The organism is Pseudomonas sp. B12(2026), assembly GCF_057767015.1.
The window spans coordinates 3,181,805-3,196,701 of record NZ_CM173430.1 but is presented as its reverse complement, the minus strand read 5'-3'; the positions used below and the strand labels follow the sequence as shown (position 1 = coordinate 3,196,701).

Here is a 14,897-nt window from a genome sequence, read left to right as displayed (position 1 = left end):
GCCGGTCGCTTTCAGCCCGTTACCAATGGCAGCATCGACAAGGATTCCGGTCAGTAAGATACCTGCATTCGACTTAGCCGACCTAACGCGGACACCCTGAGTCGTGGGTAATCGCCAGTCTCCCGCCGCCCGTACTCAGCGAAACATCAGCGACTGATGTGCCGCGCAGCCCGTGCGTGCGCCGTCCCCCACGGCGATCGCGACATTGCCTGCGCCTATCGCTGCATCCCCGCAGGCAAACACTCCGGACACGTTAGTTTCGCGCATCGCATCGACCTTGATGAATTCGCCCGTCGGCCCGGCTTCAAACTCACAACCCAGTTGCGCAGCCAATGGGCTGCCCATACGGGTCCGAGGCAGGGTGAACAATCCGGCAAGTTTGATCACTCGACCGCTGGCGAGGGTCACATCGGCTTGTTCTCCGCCGACCGACAAGACAGGCTCTGCCACTACCGTAACCCCGCGCCTGATCAGATTGGCCAACTGATCGGCATCCGGCTCGAATACCTCGTTGAGGAATAATGTGGTTGGCCCCCAGTCCGGTAGCATCAGTGCATGGTGAATCGCCAGTGGCGATGCCGCCAATACACCAATTTGTCCGCCGTGCAGTTCATATCCGTGGCAATACGGACAATGAAACACTCGCTGCCCCCATCGTTCTGCCAGCCCGGGAACCTCAGGTAGCTCATCCACCACCCCTGTGGCAAGGATCAAACGCCGCGTCGCGAATTGTTCCCCGTTCTCGATGGTTACCACAAAGCCACCGTCGCCCGTTTTCGCCTGGACGGCGGGTTGAGAAAGCCACTCCACCGTTGGGTAAGCCAGTAACTGGGCTCGTGCCTCACTGGCTATCGCACCGGGATCGCGGCCGTCCTGACCAAGAAATCCATGTGAGTGGTTAGCAAACCGATTGCGGCGCTGACCTGCGTCGATCACCAGTACTTTTCGGCGCGCCCGTGCCAGTTGCAAGCCTGCGGAAATTCCGGAATAGCTACCGCCGACGATGATCACATCATGAACCATGGATCAATCCCTCTGGATGTTTGACCGGTCGAAAGAAATCTAGAAACAACGTAAGTTACATGATGCTGGGGTGTCAACAGTATCGTAACTTTTAGTGTATCGAGAGATACTCGCCGACAGTAATTCAGGAAACCGTCCTACATGAGAAATGACACGCGTCTGTCCCGCATGCTGCACGTATTGATCCATATGGCTCGCCATGACCAGCCCGCCACGTCCGATACCATCGCGCAGATGCTCGGTACCAACCCGGTGGTGGTCCGGCGGACCATGGCGCTGCTCAAGGACAAGGGTTATGTGCGCTCAGAAAAGGGGCACCGGGGAGGGTGGACGCTGGCGAAACCGCTGGCGGATATGACCCTGCTGGATATTCATCAGGCCTTGGGCTCGTCTTCGCTCTTCGCCATCGGTTTGTCGACCGACCATCCACAATGCCTGGTCGAACAAGCGGTGAACGCAGCGCTGACAGACGCGTTTGACGCGGCACAGGCGTTGCTTATAAACCGCTTGGGAAGCATCACACTTGAACAGTTAGCCAGTGATTTCGAGCGGCGCTATCAGGGTCTTTGAACCAGAGTGATCTGCAAACCTGCGTTTTTACACGGTCTGGGCCGTTCTCAGCCGGTCGTGGACGGCAGAGAATGGCGCAAATGTTATGCCTCAGGAGGTGCCTATGGATAACCTCGTCCCTGATCGCAAGGCGTTTGAAGCCGATCCGCTTGGATATGGCGCCATAGCTTGGCAGAAGTGGGAGCTGGCCCAGTTCGTGGCCACAGGCAAAGACTCTGGTCCCAGAGCCCCTTCTGGCACTGACCTAAAGGACCCGCTGCTCTGGCTTACCCAGGCGCACGCCCTGTCGGAAGCTGCACGTACAGTTTTGTTGCATACACCGAGCTGGGAATCGATGCCGGTCTGGGTGCGAAGTTCGTGCGACAGTCAGTATTGCGCAGCCGGATTGATGTTGGTCGGATATAGCCTTGAGGTAAGCCTGAAGGCCATGCTCATTCTTCGGCACGGTGTCGACGTATATACGGACGAAGAGAAGAAGTACCAGCACCACAAGCTGGAGCGGCTCGGGGAGTTCCTACCAGATCTGAGTCCCAAAGACCGCGCGATACTGCGAGCGCTCACGCACTACATCGAATGGGCCGGGCGGTACCCTGATCCTGGCGGAGATCGTGCTGCCAAACTAGAAGAGGTCTTTTCCCTATCCGAGAAGCATCAGGTTTCCGGCCGGGATATCTTTAACGTGGCGGGCCGAGTCATGAGGTACGCCAACGTCGTGATCGAAGAACTCCTCAGTAGGGGGCCTGCATGAGGCATAACATGGCAGCCAACACGGACATGCTATCGACGGGCTTTCGCCCCCCCCCCCCCGCTGCCGTGAGTGGCTGACTCTGGCCGACAGCTGCTGTTCACAGCGACTAACGCACCTGACCAGCCCCTTGACTTGATCCAGACGCGTGAATCCCCCAGAACACTAGAGCTCTTCAAGCTCTCGATTCCAGACCTCGATCAAATCCTCCCGCCCGACCTGGACCGCTGCAACGGCATAGTCTGCCAAGAAGTCGGGCTCCGCCCACCACCGTTCGGAAAGCTCGCCACGTGCCAGGCGGGGAAGGTAGTACAGGGCCAGCATGATCTGTTGAACAGCATACGGATCATCCGACACGACCTGGTCAGCAGCATTGATGAGTTCAGCCAACATCGCGACGCGGCCGCCATCCTGCTCAGCCTGTTCAAAGCGCTGTGCCAGCTCCGCAGACAACCCTAGCTCTTCGCCAACATCGTCCAGGCCCCTATCAGCAGAACTGCTTCGGGCAATACGGGACGCCTTTGCTTTCTGTTTTGCTCGGCGAGCACGCTTTTCTTGCTTGTTCTTTGAAGCCATGTCATCCCCCAGAGTGATGCCGGTTATGCCCTTCAAAGCAGAAAGGCAGGCGCTAAGCGCCGCAGGTATCTGATGTACACCATATTTGACATCCAACCTCGCGATGGTGGCTGAACCCTCTATCGCCGCGTTCTGAACCTCGCGCAGGACATGTTTGTAGGAAGCGATGGTTTGCCTGGAGATGTTTGCCATCCGGGCAATCACCGAGACGCGCAGTTGCTCGCCGGCCGCAATCAGCCGCCGGCAAGCAGCGCGGACCTTGGATTCGGTGGATTTCTGGCGAATGCCATGAGTACGAAGCGCGGCGAGGCGCTGCTTTTCCTGCAGCGGCATCTCCGCCGGCAGGGCCATTGTTCCCCTGTGGCAGCGAGCACTTCCCCGGTAGCGGTCCCAGGTCCAGCGTGAGATGGATTTGACGGTGGCCTTGAGGGATGAGAGCGGCAGGCTTTCGGCAAAGCCGTAGGCCTTGAAATCGTTGTTGTTGAAGGCGAAGGCCTCCAGGCGACGGACGAAGTGCAGGAAAGAACCGCTGTCGCGCTCTTCGTTGACGATGGAGTAGGCGTAGTACCGCATCCGCTCGAACAGGATGCAGTGGCGAGAATGTGCCGCAGCGTCGAGGCGCGGACCTTTGCTCCAGGGCTTCGTTTGCGGCAGTTCAACGGCCTCGGCCAGCTCGCCGAGGTCATAGACGTGGTCGTGGTACTCGGACGTCTCCCACCAGGGATGACCGGGTGTCTTGGCCACAGGGCCGCCGCCGTACTCGATATCGGCGTTGAGCTGCAGCGCAAACGCCTCGTAGACCGCCTTCATGTAGCTGATGGGTGCAGAGCGGCCATTCTCGGAGGTGCAGACCGGGACGATCGCGTAGTAAAGGTGCGCGTGGCCGTTACGGCGGTTGCGCACGACCAGGTTAGGTGGAGGCAGACCTACCTCGTCCCAAATCAACGCGTTCGCGTGGTCGAGGTCGAAAATGAGCCAGGACACCATCCCGGGACGGTTGACCTGGAGGTAGGGATAGGAGAGGGCGTACTCGCGCGGACGCACGCGCGCGGCGGTTTTGTTGTCGCTGCACCGTGCGAGGTAGGGCGCTTCCTGCAGGACTCGATTGAGCGCAGTGCCTGCCTGGAAAAAGCCGCTGGCGGCTTTGGCAGTGCGCGGCTTAGCCACGTGTAGCTGGCTACCCATAGACATTCACTCCAACAACGAACAGCCGGCCACGACCAAGCGACGGAAGCCGCTTGAGGGCTTCCGCGCGAAGGACATAGCCGAGTGAGAGACACGATGAAGCCCAGGGCTTTCGCCACGAGGCTTGGGAGAGGAGAAGAAAGCGCTGGGGACCTTCAGGCCCCCAGCGCCGGAGAGCGGGTCAGAACGGGATGTCCTGGCTGAGATCGGCCGCCGGCGCCGGCGGCTTGATCGCAGAGCCGGCATCAGCCACTGACTGCAGATCTACGCCCACCTTGTAGAGATCACGCTCGACGCTCTCATACAGGCGGTGCGCCACCTCCTTCGACCGTTGCGAGGCCTCCGGGCAGGCCTCGGCCGGGTTCTTGGCCAGGGCCCGCAGATTGGCCAGCGCGTCTGGCCAGCGTTCCGGCTTGAACACCGCCTCGGCGAACACATCGGCCTCCCTGTCGAAACCGGCCTCGCGCAGTGCGCCGGTCACGACGAGAATCTTCTGCCCATCCAGGCGCAGATCCCGTCCGGGCTCGGCGGTGGCCATCGACTGATTGGCCAACGCCGGCGCCGGTACCTCGTGGCTCACTTCGACACCCTCGCGCTCGACCGTCCAGGTCCTGCGTTGCGCCACCTTCGTGTCTGCGGAACCATCGGCATGCTGGTGCACCACATCCACCGCCTGGCTGCCGTGATCCGTCAGCTGGATCCGCTCACCAGGCTGGAATTGCCCCTGACCCATCAGCTGCTCGAAGTCCTTGCCCCACAGCGTCCGCTCGCCCTGGTCTGTCTGCAGCTTCACGTAATAGCTCGCATCCTTGCCCGGGTCGTTCTTGTACGACGCCACGCCATGCTCCAGCAGCTGGCCACGAATCACCGTCGACAGGGCAGGAGAGACCTCTGCCGCGGCGGAGGTCTTCTCCGCCGCCGTGGCCTGGTCGGGATTCGCCGGCACCGCCCCGGGCTCGCCGCGCTCGATGCGCTGGCCTTCCTGCTCAAGGGCCAGCTCAGCCTTGCGCTCGGCCAGGCGCTGGTTCATCTGCGGATCGGTGAAATGCAGGTCCAGCCCGCGCTTCGCCGCCACGTCCACCACCGTGCGCTTGAACTCGTCGCTGCCCTTGATCGTCAGCGTGCTCCCGAAGCGCTCGCGGGCCAGGTCCAGGGCCACCGACACGCCACCCTCGCTGATCCCGTGCTTGCGCAGCGCGATCGCCTTCCCGGTGTCCACGAACACCGTCTTGTCTGTTCCCTTGTCCAGGTAATGCACGTTCTGACTGAAGCGCGCGCGCTTGGTGTACATGTCCTGGGCATTGCCGGCCTGGGACCGACCGGAAGTCTTGAACTCGTCCAGGGCCTCCTTCGTTCGCTCGATCAACTGACGCAAGCGCTCCCGCGCCGGCGGGGTGCGATCGAGGTCAGGCCCGGAAATCGAATTGGCCGGCAGGGCTTTCGGCTGCCGGTCGACCAACGCACGTATCTCTTGGCTTCGCATGCTGTTGCTCTCTTGCTGTTGGGGATGGGTGACCGCCTGCCTGGCCTTCATCCGCTCGAACACCAGCACGGCCACCAGCTGGGCGCGCTCCTGCCGCGTAAAGCGGTCATCGGTACGCACCAGGCGGCGGGTTTCGTAGAAGTGCTGGTTGATCTGACGGAGGGCTCGGCGCTCGGCCGGTTTCAGGCTGTTGTGTTCGTGCTGCCGCAAGGCATAGGCCGTAGGGGTAGAGGCTTCGCTAGCCAGGGCCCTTGGCTGCGCGCCGGTGATGCGAACGCGGATTCCTGCACCTGCCGGAGGAGGGCCGCGCATCGAGCGCAGGATGCGCTCCGTATGCCGCTCCACATCGTCAACGAACGCCGGGCGGTTCGGGTTGCGTGCGTAGGGCGGCAGCTTCTGCGGATTTACTCGGGAAGGAAGTCCGGGGCGTCCACCAGCTCGTCGTGCAGCTCCGGAACCTGCGCCTGCCGCTCCTGCAGGTCGCTTTCCGCGGGCCGCATCTCCGGCTCCGGTAGCGGGGCTTCCTCGTCCGGCTGATACAGCTGGTCGCAGTCCAGGATCTCCTCGCCCTGGCCCTTCAGCGGTGGCCAGGTGAAGGCGTGCATCTGCCGGCAGAAACACTTCGCCGTCACGTTGTCGGTCTTGCCGGCCAGCATCCACATCGCGTCCGGACAGGCCTTGCAAGCCATCGGCAGATCGGCGAGCGCCTTCTCGGGCAGCTTCAGCAGGACCTCGCTGAAGATCTCGCGGCCGTTGGCCAATGTGTAAGTGCTCATATTCAGCTCCATACCCTCGATAGAAGCGCTCGATGCGCTCGGCCAGCAGAGCAGGGCGCTGCTCCGCCGGCGCTGCGTAATAGCGCTGGCGGACGCTCGGCCCGGCCTTCTGGATGTATTTGATTTCCCGCGCGCGCTCGGGCCAGGCGTTCAGCCGTTGCTCGATCACGTGCGCCGGCAGCGGATCTTTCTTCAGCTCCCGGCGAACCACGAAGTCGTCCTGGAAGATCGTCTCCTTCAGGTTCGTGAACTTCGCATCGCCGGGTAGCTTCACTGCGACGTACTCGTTGGGCTTGCCCTCGTTGCGGATCCGCGTTTCGCCGTGCTGGCCCACCAGCTGGTAGAAGCCCGCGCGGCTCCTCACGTCCTGCTCGATCACCTGGCGGACCAGGTCCTGCTTGAACTGGCGGTTCTTGCCGCGGAAGTCGTCGCCCTTGTACCGGGCCAACACGCTGGCCGCGTCCTGGGGATCGATTCGAATGCGTTCCCGCGGGGACACCAGCTGATACTTCTGGTTGATGTGCTCCTGGAAGGCCTCGAAGAAATCCACGTTCTGCTCGAAGTCGCCCCGCGGGTTCAGATCCTTGCCTGTCAGCAAGTTCTTCCTTGGGATGACGATGTGAATGTGGGGCTTGCGATCTTCCAGTTCGCCGGTCTGGCGATTGGTCTGCTGCAGGATCTTGGGGATATGGGCTTCGGCGTAGAAGTTGTATTCATCTTCATGGAAGGCACTCATCATGAAGGCTTTGAACTCTCCGGTAATATCCTGCAGCGTCTGCTCCGGGATCTCGTCCTCGGCGAATGACAGAGTGACGGTCATGTACCGCTCTTGCTCTTTGTCCGGGATGCTCCGATAGACCATGTCCGTCAGATCCAGATCGCCGGCGATTATCATGCGGTGATCCAGTTCGTCCCGGCTTAATTCCCGTCCTGCCTTGTTGCCTTCCTCCAGATACTCCTTGATGCCTGAGTTATACCCCCGAACTCTAATCAGCATCTTGAACTCCGCTTAGCAATAACTCCCTGATGGCGACCAAGTGATTGGCCAGTTTGAGGTATAATTTCTCCGAGATTATTTCGCCTCGACGCGCCTCGTTTATACGGTGCGCAAGTTGGTTAAGGTTGTTGCTGGATTTGTTGTAAAGAAATACAAGCCGCTCGTTATTCTTCGAGGGCTGGGTAATGGTTACCTGGCCTTCCAGCCAGATGCGGCGCGCATAGGCTGATAACGTCAGGCCACTGGCCGCGAACACTTCCGCGTGCTCCGCGAATTCCTCGTCGGAGACACGAAAGTGAATCACACGGCTCTTGGCCGGTTTCTTCTCGGGCATGGGGACTCCTGGCCGTGGATGACCAACTGACTGATGACTGACTGGATGACGACGAAGGCGGGATCTGCACGCAGCGGCGACAGCCGCTGTCGGGGTTTCAAAGGGGTTCCCCCTTTGGCACGGGCGATTGTAGGAGGGGATAAGCGCAGCCCCCGTATACAATCGGTCACGTGCCTCTATAAAAAGCCCAGCCGTGCACCACAGGAAAGGAATATGGCAGGTACAGGACACTTTTAGGACAGAACTGGACAGCTACAGGTCATCACAGGACAATTACAGGACAAGCACACGCCTTGTTCAGGGCAATAAAGCGCCATGGGGTGACAGGAAATGGACAGAACCACAGATATCGCAATCAGGCTGCAGGAAATGGCGAAGTCGCATAGCAGCCGTTCTGCCACGTCTCGACTCCGCGACGTGCTCCAGGATGTAGAGAAGGCAATCGCAGCTGGAGTCAGTCGCAAGGCCATTCATGAGGCATTGCAAGCTGAGGGCATCGACATGACGTTCAGTGCCTTCGAGAAAGCCCTGTATCGCCTGCGCAAGCGCGAAACAACATCGAAAGCCAGTTCAGGAACTGCTCAAGCTGCAGGACAGAAAACGCCACCTGCAGTTTCAAGGCCGGCAGTACAGCCAGCCTCCACCATGCAACGGCCTGGTACAGCACGAGCAGTCCATAATCCAACCCCGCCGGACGACATCTTTGATTAATGAGATCCGGCGGCCCTAGAGGTAGGTTTTATTGACTTCGGTAAGGGCCGTCTGCATCCGTTTTTCAACCCAGAGCCGATATTTAGGAATTAACACCTGTAGTTGTTTGATCTCGCTGCAGGTAATCAGTGGGGGCGGAATTTGGTCCTCAGGTACCGGGCGGGTTGGGCTGAAGTTTAAAACCCCCGGAGAGGTAGGAAGGCGCTGCAGCACATGTGCGTGCATCGAGCGGTCATCCCTGCATTGAATGGCTTCGGAGGGGGTAAGACCGGCGATATAACACTCCACCCAGCCCGAGGTTTCGACTATTCGAGCTTTCAGCAGAAACTCCAGCTCGGCAATCCATTCCTCCCAGGATGGTTCGGGCAGTACAGCGTGAAGTTCAAGAGCTTTATCCATTTCTTCTGGACTCCAGGCGTTGCAGTTCGCGTAGATAGAATGAGTTCTCCTTCTCGACCTTCGAAAGAGCAGCCTGTTGAGACCAAAGCGCTGCAGCAAACGCGGATGCGCAGATCAATAGCGCACCGGCGAGAATCAAGTTCAGTCGAAAGGATTTCTTGTCCCGAATCGAATCGCCGACCGCCTTAGCCCGGCGGTCAAGTTCGGTCAGGCTTTTGTGGGCTGCATCAAGATAGGAGCCCAGGGACTGGGCAATGGCGCCCCCGGCTTCTGCCTTTGCCTTCTCCACCGTCTCTTTTGCCAGCTGCTCAGAGGCGTTTTCAGCCTTCTCGATGGCGTCGGCAATGATCTGCACGGAAGCGGTCAATTCCCCTGGAATTGACCGGATCGCATTGAGCACGGCTTGCTGCATGTCGAAGTAGCGCTGGGTGTCCTCCTTGATCAGCTCCTTGCACATCATCGCCAGGACGAACACCGGGTCTTGCGGATCAACCGCAATCCCCGTCTGAGCAAAAATCTCTACAGCCAGCCGTTTCTTGACCTCCTCGTCCATAGCCCCACCTCAGAAGTCGATAGCATCAAGCTGGCTGAAGACATCGCGTGCGACAGTGCGGATGCGCTGCTTCTCCATGATGCTGAACTTGTCCGAAGCCATGACTTCCTCGATCGTCAGCCGCTCCTTGTTCATGCGCAGGATGTCGTCGCCGTAGGTCTGGCGATTCCGGGCAGCCAGGATCACTTCGCCAACCAGGCGGCCTTTGCCTTTGTGCCCCTGGTAGATTTTCGTGTCGGTGAACGGCTTGCCATCGGGTGTCACCAGCTGGCCGAAGTGCTCGTTCATCCAGAGCACGAGATTGGTGTTCGGCAGGCAGTTGGCGACCGAGTTGAAGCCATTCATCGTGTCCCCCAGGACATCGCCACCGCCGACAATGGTGTGGATGTAGACCTTCTTGCCGTTCTCCTGCAGGAAGTCGATCACCTCGTTTTCAACCATGTAGGCCAGCAACGGAGCGAACGTGTTCGCCCCGTTGTCGATCACCGCCACGCCCTCGATGCCCAACAGCTTCTCCACCAGGGAGTCGAAACGCTTGGCGTCGATGTTCAGGGAGTCGTTCATCACCGGAATGTGCTCGACGTTGAGCGCCTTGTAGTGGGCGAACGTCGTGTTCACCTGGTCGGTGTCGAAGCAGAACACCTGATCGGTCTTGCTGCGGAAGTACTGGGCCAGCAGGGTTGCGACAAGCGACTTGCCGATGCCGCCCTTGCCTTGCTTGATGAAGTGGATGGTGTTGTTCATGGAAACCTCGGACGAATGGAGTGACGGCCAGGTACTGTGCCCTGGCCGGGTAGTAGTCGATCAGCGCTTGCTGGCCGTTTTCTTGGTGCCCTTGGCGGGCTGTTTGGGAGGGAACTCGAAGGAGACCTTTCCGGTCGCCTTATCCAGCACCAGCAGGGCCTCGAAGGCGCTTCCGGACCGGCTCTTGAAGCCCTTGATGACTCCGGTCCTGCCCTTGGCCAGCAGCTGCTCCAGCTGGCCATCGGTGAGCGTCTTTTCCGCCACCACCGGATAGAGCCGGAAGCTGCAGCCCTTGCAGGCGATGACCTTCGGTGTCTTCAGCAGCTCGCCGGCGCAGCCCGGGCATTTCAACGCCAGCGCTGCCGCGGCGCCTTCGCGCTGGAACTGGATGTCGCCCAGCTCGACGTGGGCCACCTGGTGCGCAATGAACTTCTCCAGCTCGTCGAGAAAGGCATCCACGGAGAGTTCACCTGCCTCGATCTTCTTCTGCTGCTCATGCCACAGCGCGGTCATGTCCGGCGTCGTCGCGATCGCCGGCAGCAACTGGACGAAGCTGATGCCCAGCGGGGTAGGGACCAGCTTCTTGCTCTCGACGGTGTAGAAGTTGCGCTTCTGCAGGGTCTCCAGCATCGCCGCGCGGGTGGCCGGCGTGCCGATACCGCCGTGCTCCTGTTGCTTGCCGTCGTCGCGGTCCAGCAGCAGGGCCCGCAGCGCCGGATCCTTGATGTACCTGGCCACGCGCCGCAGGTCTTCCAGCAGCGTCTTCTCGGTGTACAGCGGCAGCGGCTTGGTCTTCTTCCGCTCGGCCTCGACCTTCTGGCACTTGCCGGCCTGGCCCTCGACCAGCGCCTGCAGGTGCTCGAACGTGCCAGCCGGCACGGCATCGCTGGCCGGCTCCTCGTCGGTCTCCGCGTCCTGTGTGGTGGTGTCCTTCACCAGTGCGGACCACCCCGGATCACGCAACTGGGTGGCGTTGCTGTTGAAGCGGTAGCCGGCCACCTCGAACACCACCGCCGCGGCATCGAAACGCTTGGGCGGCAGGAACTGGATGACGTACTGCCGGACGATCAGCTCATAGACGGCCCGCTCGTTCTTGCTCATCTGCGAGAGGTCGAGCTTGACCGGGGTTGGGATGATCGCGGTGTGCGCCGTGACCTTGCTGTCGTCCACCGCGCGGCTCTTGCGGCCGGTGTCGAGGTCGGCGAACCAGCCGGCCGCGGCAGTTCCCGTAAAGGCATCCGCCAGCAACGCGATCGTCTCCGGCGCCTGCCCGAACTGCTCCGTGCTCATGTAGCCGCAGTCGGAGCGGTTGTAGGTGATCGCCTTGTACTTCTCGCGCAGCTCCTGGGTGATCTCCAGGGTGGCCTGGGCGCTCAGGCCCAACTCATCGCTGGCCATGCCCTGCAGGTCCAGCAGCGCGAACGGCAACGGTGCCGGCGTCTCCTTCTCGACGACGGACGCGCTGACCACGTGCGCGGCCTGGCCGGTGCAGGCCTCGATGACGCGCAGCGCAAAGGCCTCGTCGCTGATCCGCCCCTTGTCGTCCAGCGAGGGGAGGGGATCCACACTCGCCGGCGGCGTCTTCGCCAGGTACTTCAGGTCCAGCCGGCTCCGGAGCGGGTCGCCGCCCATGGCCATGCTGGCGGTCAGGGTGTGGAAGAAGGCTTCCTTGTGGTTCTTGTTGGCCAGGTAGCGGTTCACGATCAGGCCGAGGATCGGCGTCTGCACGCGGCCCACGGACAGCACTCCCTTCATGCCCTTGGCCGAGGCCGCCAGGCTGTAGGCGCGGGTCATGTTGAAGCCGTACAGCTGGTCGGCAATGCTGCGCGCCAGGGCCCGCTGGTACAGCCCCTGGAACTCGCGGTTGTCGCGCAGTTCGCCCAGGGCCTTCTGCGCCGCCTTGGTGTTCAGGTCGTTGATCAGGACGCGCATCACCGGGTGGCGGTTGCCGAAGTACTCCAGCACCTCGTCCACCAGCAACTGACCTTCCTCGTCCGGGTCGCCGGCATGGACGATGGCCGAGGCCTTGCCGATCAGCTCGCCGACCACGGCCAGCTGGTCCGCCGTGCGCTCGATCGGCTGGTACTGCACCGGCCGGATCTGCAGCGGCAGGTCCTCGGCCCGCCACCTGGCGTAGTCGGGGTTGTGAACCTCGGGCGGGGCCAGCTCCAGCAGGTGGCCGATGCACCAGGTCACGATGTCGCCGCCGCAGTCGATGTAACCGCCTTTCCGGGTACCGCCGCCCAGGGCCTCGGCTATCACCGCGCCGAGTTGGGGCTTCTCCGCTATGAACAATCGCATGGGGTGTCTCCAGATGCCCCCCGGGAAACACGCACGCAGGTACCTCCGCGACGAACCCGAAAGGGCGCCGTGATCGGCCAGGCGAGGTGTTTCGAGGGAATTGATGAGTGAGGGAGGGGAGGGATCAGCCGCGCAGCAGGCGACCGAACTTCTTGATGATCTGCTTCTGCTGGGGCATGTCCGTAGGACATTGTCCGAGGAACTTCTCGCGCGCCTTGCTGGTGTCACTGGCCTTGAACTTGCCGTGCTTCCAGACCTGGATGCCGAAGAAATCGGCGATCGCCCCGGAGCACTCGCTGCCGCCGCTGGCCCCCATCAGCTTGCCCCACATGCAGAGCACGGGCTTGCACGGGTCGCCGGCTATCGCGGGCATCGACGCAGCACAGAGCAGCGAGAGGGTCGCTGCCGCTACCACCTTCTTGATCATGGGTTTTCTCCTTTCAGGTACGCCCCCAAACAGCGAGCGAGCACGGGCGGGCCTCGCAGGTGCGCGATGCAGCGGTCAGTGCTGGGGTCGGTTGGGAATCAGAAGTGACGCAGAGGGGGAAATTGCAGGGATCAGTGGTTCTTTCTTCGCTCCATTTCTTCGGTGATGACCTCGCTGTGCGGTGCCTGGATGGAAACGGCCTTGGCGCCCAGCCGGACCGGGACGGTCATGCCCTGGAGCATCGACTCATCGGCGACCGGCACCGGCGGAGGAGGGAGGTTTGCCCGCGATTTCAGGGCCGGGTCCTCGTAGTAGAAGATCTTGCGGGCCTTCACCTTCAGCGGCGCCGAGTCCCGCGTACCGCCGATGAAGATCAGCTCCTGGTCATAGCGCATCTCGGCGACTTCCTGCGGGAGCATCAGCGGCCGCGGCTGCAGGCTCCAGCTGCGCGTGCGACTGCCATGCTTGCCCTTGTTGAACGACTCGTTCATCACCCGCATCGTGGTGTTGCCGAGGCGGTCGCTGTACTCCTTGGCCAGCTTGGGATCACCCGGCGCATACACGATCTCGATGTGGAAGGCCTTCATGATGCCGTCCGCCGTCTCGCGCCCGTACACCCGTTCCGAGCGGATCTGGTCCTTGTCCTGGAAGATCAGCAGGAAGCGCAGCCCCGCACCGCGGGTGAGCGCTGGCGCAGTCTCCATCACCTCCATCCGGCCCATCACCGCCAGCTCGTCGATCAGGAACAGCAGCTGGTACTTCAGGCGCAGCGTGCCGTCCGGGCAATGCCCGCCCTGCTCGGGCAGCGTCTTCGAGTTGACCTTGATCGCCTGCGAGAAAAACAGGTTCATCAGGGGTGCGAACTTCTGCAGCGCATCGTTGGTGCAGCAGAAATACACCGTCATGCGTTCTTCCCGGGCCCTGGAAAAATCGATGTCATCCCCCGAGAGCGCCCAGGCCACCGTTCTCTCGCCGTACATGCTGAACACCCCACGGAGGATGTCGATGGTGGTCGACCAGCCCGAGCTGGTGTTCTTCGACGACTCGTAGACCCCGTTCAGCTCGCGGAAACACTCGTCCGACAGCGGCCGGCCGCCGGCCTGACGCTCGGACAGCACCTGCAGCGCCCAGGTGCCAATGCCGGTGCCCAGGGCCGCGAACTCGTACAGCTGCGGCAGGGTGCAAGGCAGCTCCGGCGTTTCCATCAGGTACAGCACCAGCGCGACGAAGACATCCGCGGCCTTGTTGTACCACTCCTGGTTCTTCGGGTTGTCCGACACGAACAGCACCCGCGCCATGGTGCGGATCTCGCCCAGGCGGAAGTTCGGATCGCGGCTGATCACGCTGAGCGGATTCCAGCGATGGGTCTGCAGCAGCTCCGGCGAGAAGCGGTAGACCTTGTGCCCTGCCGCCGCCCGGAAGCCCGCCGTGGTCTCGAAGTTCTCGAACTTCGGATCGTTCACGATGACCGAGTCGGGGTAGCTCAACAGGTTGGGGATGACGATGCCCACCCCCTTCCCGCTGGCCGGCGGCGCCGCCAGCAACACGAAGGTCTGCCCATAGCTGCACAGGAAAGTGTGCTTGCGCGGGTGCCGACCGATCAGGATGCCGGGGTAGCGATCGATCCGTTTTTGCGGGTTGTCAGGGCTGTACTGCGGGACTGGCTTCTGCTTCGCCATTCAGCACCTCCGTGGTCAGGTCGTCATCGGGCGCAGGTACTTCGACAGAAGCATCGACAGCTACCTCCCGAGCTTGTTGGCGGCGCATGCGGAGGTCCCACAGATAAATGCGCGGGCCCGCATTGCAGGCATCCGGGAAAGGCTTGCCAGCGTTCTCCGACGCGCTAAGCACAAGCAGCCACATCCGTGTTTTATCTTCGCCACTGATAAGCCCAGCAGCTTCGAGCGCATAGATGAAACCACGCAGCGCCCCAAAAGCCGCATAGGCATGGTGTTCCGCACTTCGGCTCAGTGAGAAGTCGGAGAGACGCTGCTGCACCAGCAGTCGCAGGAACTCGCGAAGAATTTCAGTGTTCATCAGATGCCCTCCGACTCAAGCAGGTGCTTGGATGCC

At 61.5% G+C, this 14,897-nt stretch carries 13 protein-coding genes and 1 pseudogene; 3 read left to right on the top strand and 11 right to left on the bottom strand.

What is annotated here, in order from left to right; genetic code table 11:
* Positions 1–135 precede the first annotated feature (135 nt).
* Positions 136–1,023 carry an NAD(P)/FAD-dependent oxidoreductase gene (locus AC3B6A_RS14940; RefSeq protein ID WP_488397991.1) on the bottom strand — a complete coding sequence of 296 codons (888 nt, stop codon included), beginning with the start codon at positions 1,021–1,023 and terminating at the stop codon, positions 136–138.
* A 141-nt stretch (positions 1,024–1,164) separates the two neighbouring features.
* Between AC3B6A_RS14940 and AC3B6A_RS14935 the strand changes: the two genes are divergently transcribed.
* Positions 1,165–1,593 (top strand): Rrf2 family transcriptional regulator, encoded by a 429-nt coding sequence (locus tag AC3B6A_RS14935; protein WP_488397990.1) that lies wholly within the window; start codon positions 1,165–1,167, stop codon positions 1,591–1,593.
* 103 nt (positions 1,594–1,696) lie between these two features.
* Positions 1,697–2,341 carry a HEPN domain-containing protein gene (locus AC3B6A_RS14930; RefSeq protein ID WP_488397989.1) on the top strand — a complete coding sequence of 215 codons (645 nt, stop codon included), beginning with the start codon at positions 1,697–1,699 and terminating at the stop codon, positions 2,339–2,341.
* A 696-nt stretch (positions 2,342–3,037) separates the two neighbouring features.
* Here AC3B6A_RS14930 and AC3B6A_RS14925 read toward each other — a convergent pair.
* From AC3B6A_RS14925 to AC3B6A_RS14915, 3 genes and pseudogenes are all read right to left on the bottom strand, one after another.
* Positions 3,038–4,105 (bottom strand): annotated as a pseudogene (locus AC3B6A_RS14925) (replication initiation protein); the annotation flags it as partial.
* Between the two features lie 175 nt (positions 4,106–4,280).
* Positions 4,281–7,355, bottom strand: coding sequence for an LPD7 domain-containing protein (locus tag AC3B6A_RS14920; RefSeq protein WP_488397988.1), 3,075 nt, complete (start codon positions 7,353–7,355; stop codon positions 4,281–4,283).
* Entirely contained in the window at positions 7,345–7,689 is a 345-nt protein-coding gene (locus AC3B6A_RS14915) for a plasmid mobilization protein (protein WP_488397987.1), read from the bottom strand. The genes AC3B6A_RS14920 and AC3B6A_RS14915 overlap by 11 nt, the downstream gene beginning before the upstream one ends.
* Positions 7,690–8,019: 330 nt before the next feature.
* Between AC3B6A_RS14915 and AC3B6A_RS14910 the strand changes: the two genes are divergently transcribed.
* Positions 8,020–8,400: a hypothetical protein gene (locus AC3B6A_RS14910; RefSeq protein ID WP_488397986.1), complete on the top strand. Its 381-nt coding sequence runs from the start codon at positions 8,020–8,022 to the stop codon at positions 8,398–8,400.
* Positions 8,401–8,415: 15 nt separating this feature from the next.
* Here the strand turns inward: AC3B6A_RS14910 and AC3B6A_RS14905 are convergent, their stop codons facing one another.
* The 7 genes from AC3B6A_RS14905 to AC3B6A_RS14875 all read right to left on the bottom strand — a co-directional run bounded on the left by AC3B6A_RS14905 (position 8,416) and on the right by AC3B6A_RS14875 (position 14,861).
* Positions 8,416–8,799, bottom strand: coding sequence for a hypothetical protein (locus AC3B6A_RS14905; RefSeq protein WP_488397985.1), 384 nt, complete (start codon positions 8,797–8,799; stop codon positions 8,416–8,418).
* Positions 8,792–9,352, bottom strand: a complete 561-nt coding sequence (gene traM / locus AC3B6A_RS14900) for a conjugal transfer transcriptional regulator TraM (RefSeq protein ID WP_488397984.1) — start codon at positions 9,350–9,352, stop codon at positions 8,792–8,794. The genes AC3B6A_RS14905 and traM overlap by 8 nt, the downstream gene beginning before the upstream one ends.
* A 9-nt stretch (positions 9,353–9,361) precedes the next feature.
* Complete coding sequence (locus tag AC3B6A_RS14895) at positions 9,362–10,096, bottom strand: nucleotide-binding protein (protein WP_488397983.1); 735 nt, start codon at positions 10,094–10,096, stop codon at positions 9,362–9,364.
* Positions 10,097–10,156: 60 nt separating this feature from the next.
* Positions 10,157–12,397 (bottom strand): type IA DNA topoisomerase, encoded by a 2,241-nt coding sequence (locus AC3B6A_RS14890; protein ID WP_488397982.1) that lies wholly within the window; start codon positions 12,395–12,397, stop codon positions 10,157–10,159.
* A 124-nt stretch (positions 12,398–12,521) separates the two neighbouring features.
* The gene (locus AC3B6A_RS14885; protein ID WP_488397981.1) at positions 12,522–12,824 is read right to left on the bottom strand and encodes a TrbM/KikA/MpfK family conjugal transfer protein; all 303 of its coding nucleotides are present in this window, start codon (positions 12,822–12,824) and stop codon (positions 12,522–12,524) included.
* Positions 12,825–12,955: 131 nt separating this feature from the next.
* A complete protein-coding gene (locus AC3B6A_RS14880; RefSeq protein ID WP_488397980.1) occupies positions 12,956–14,503 on the bottom strand; it encodes a type IV secretory system conjugative DNA transfer family protein in 1,548 nt (515 codons plus the stop codon).
* Complete coding sequence (locus tag AC3B6A_RS14875; protein WP_488397979.1) at positions 14,466–14,861, bottom strand: hypothetical protein; 396 nt, start codon at positions 14,859–14,861, stop codon at positions 14,466–14,468. Before AC3B6A_RS14875 ends, AC3B6A_RS14880 begins: the two co-directional genes overlap by 38 nt.
* Between the last annotated feature and the right edge of the window lie 36 nt (positions 14,862–14,897).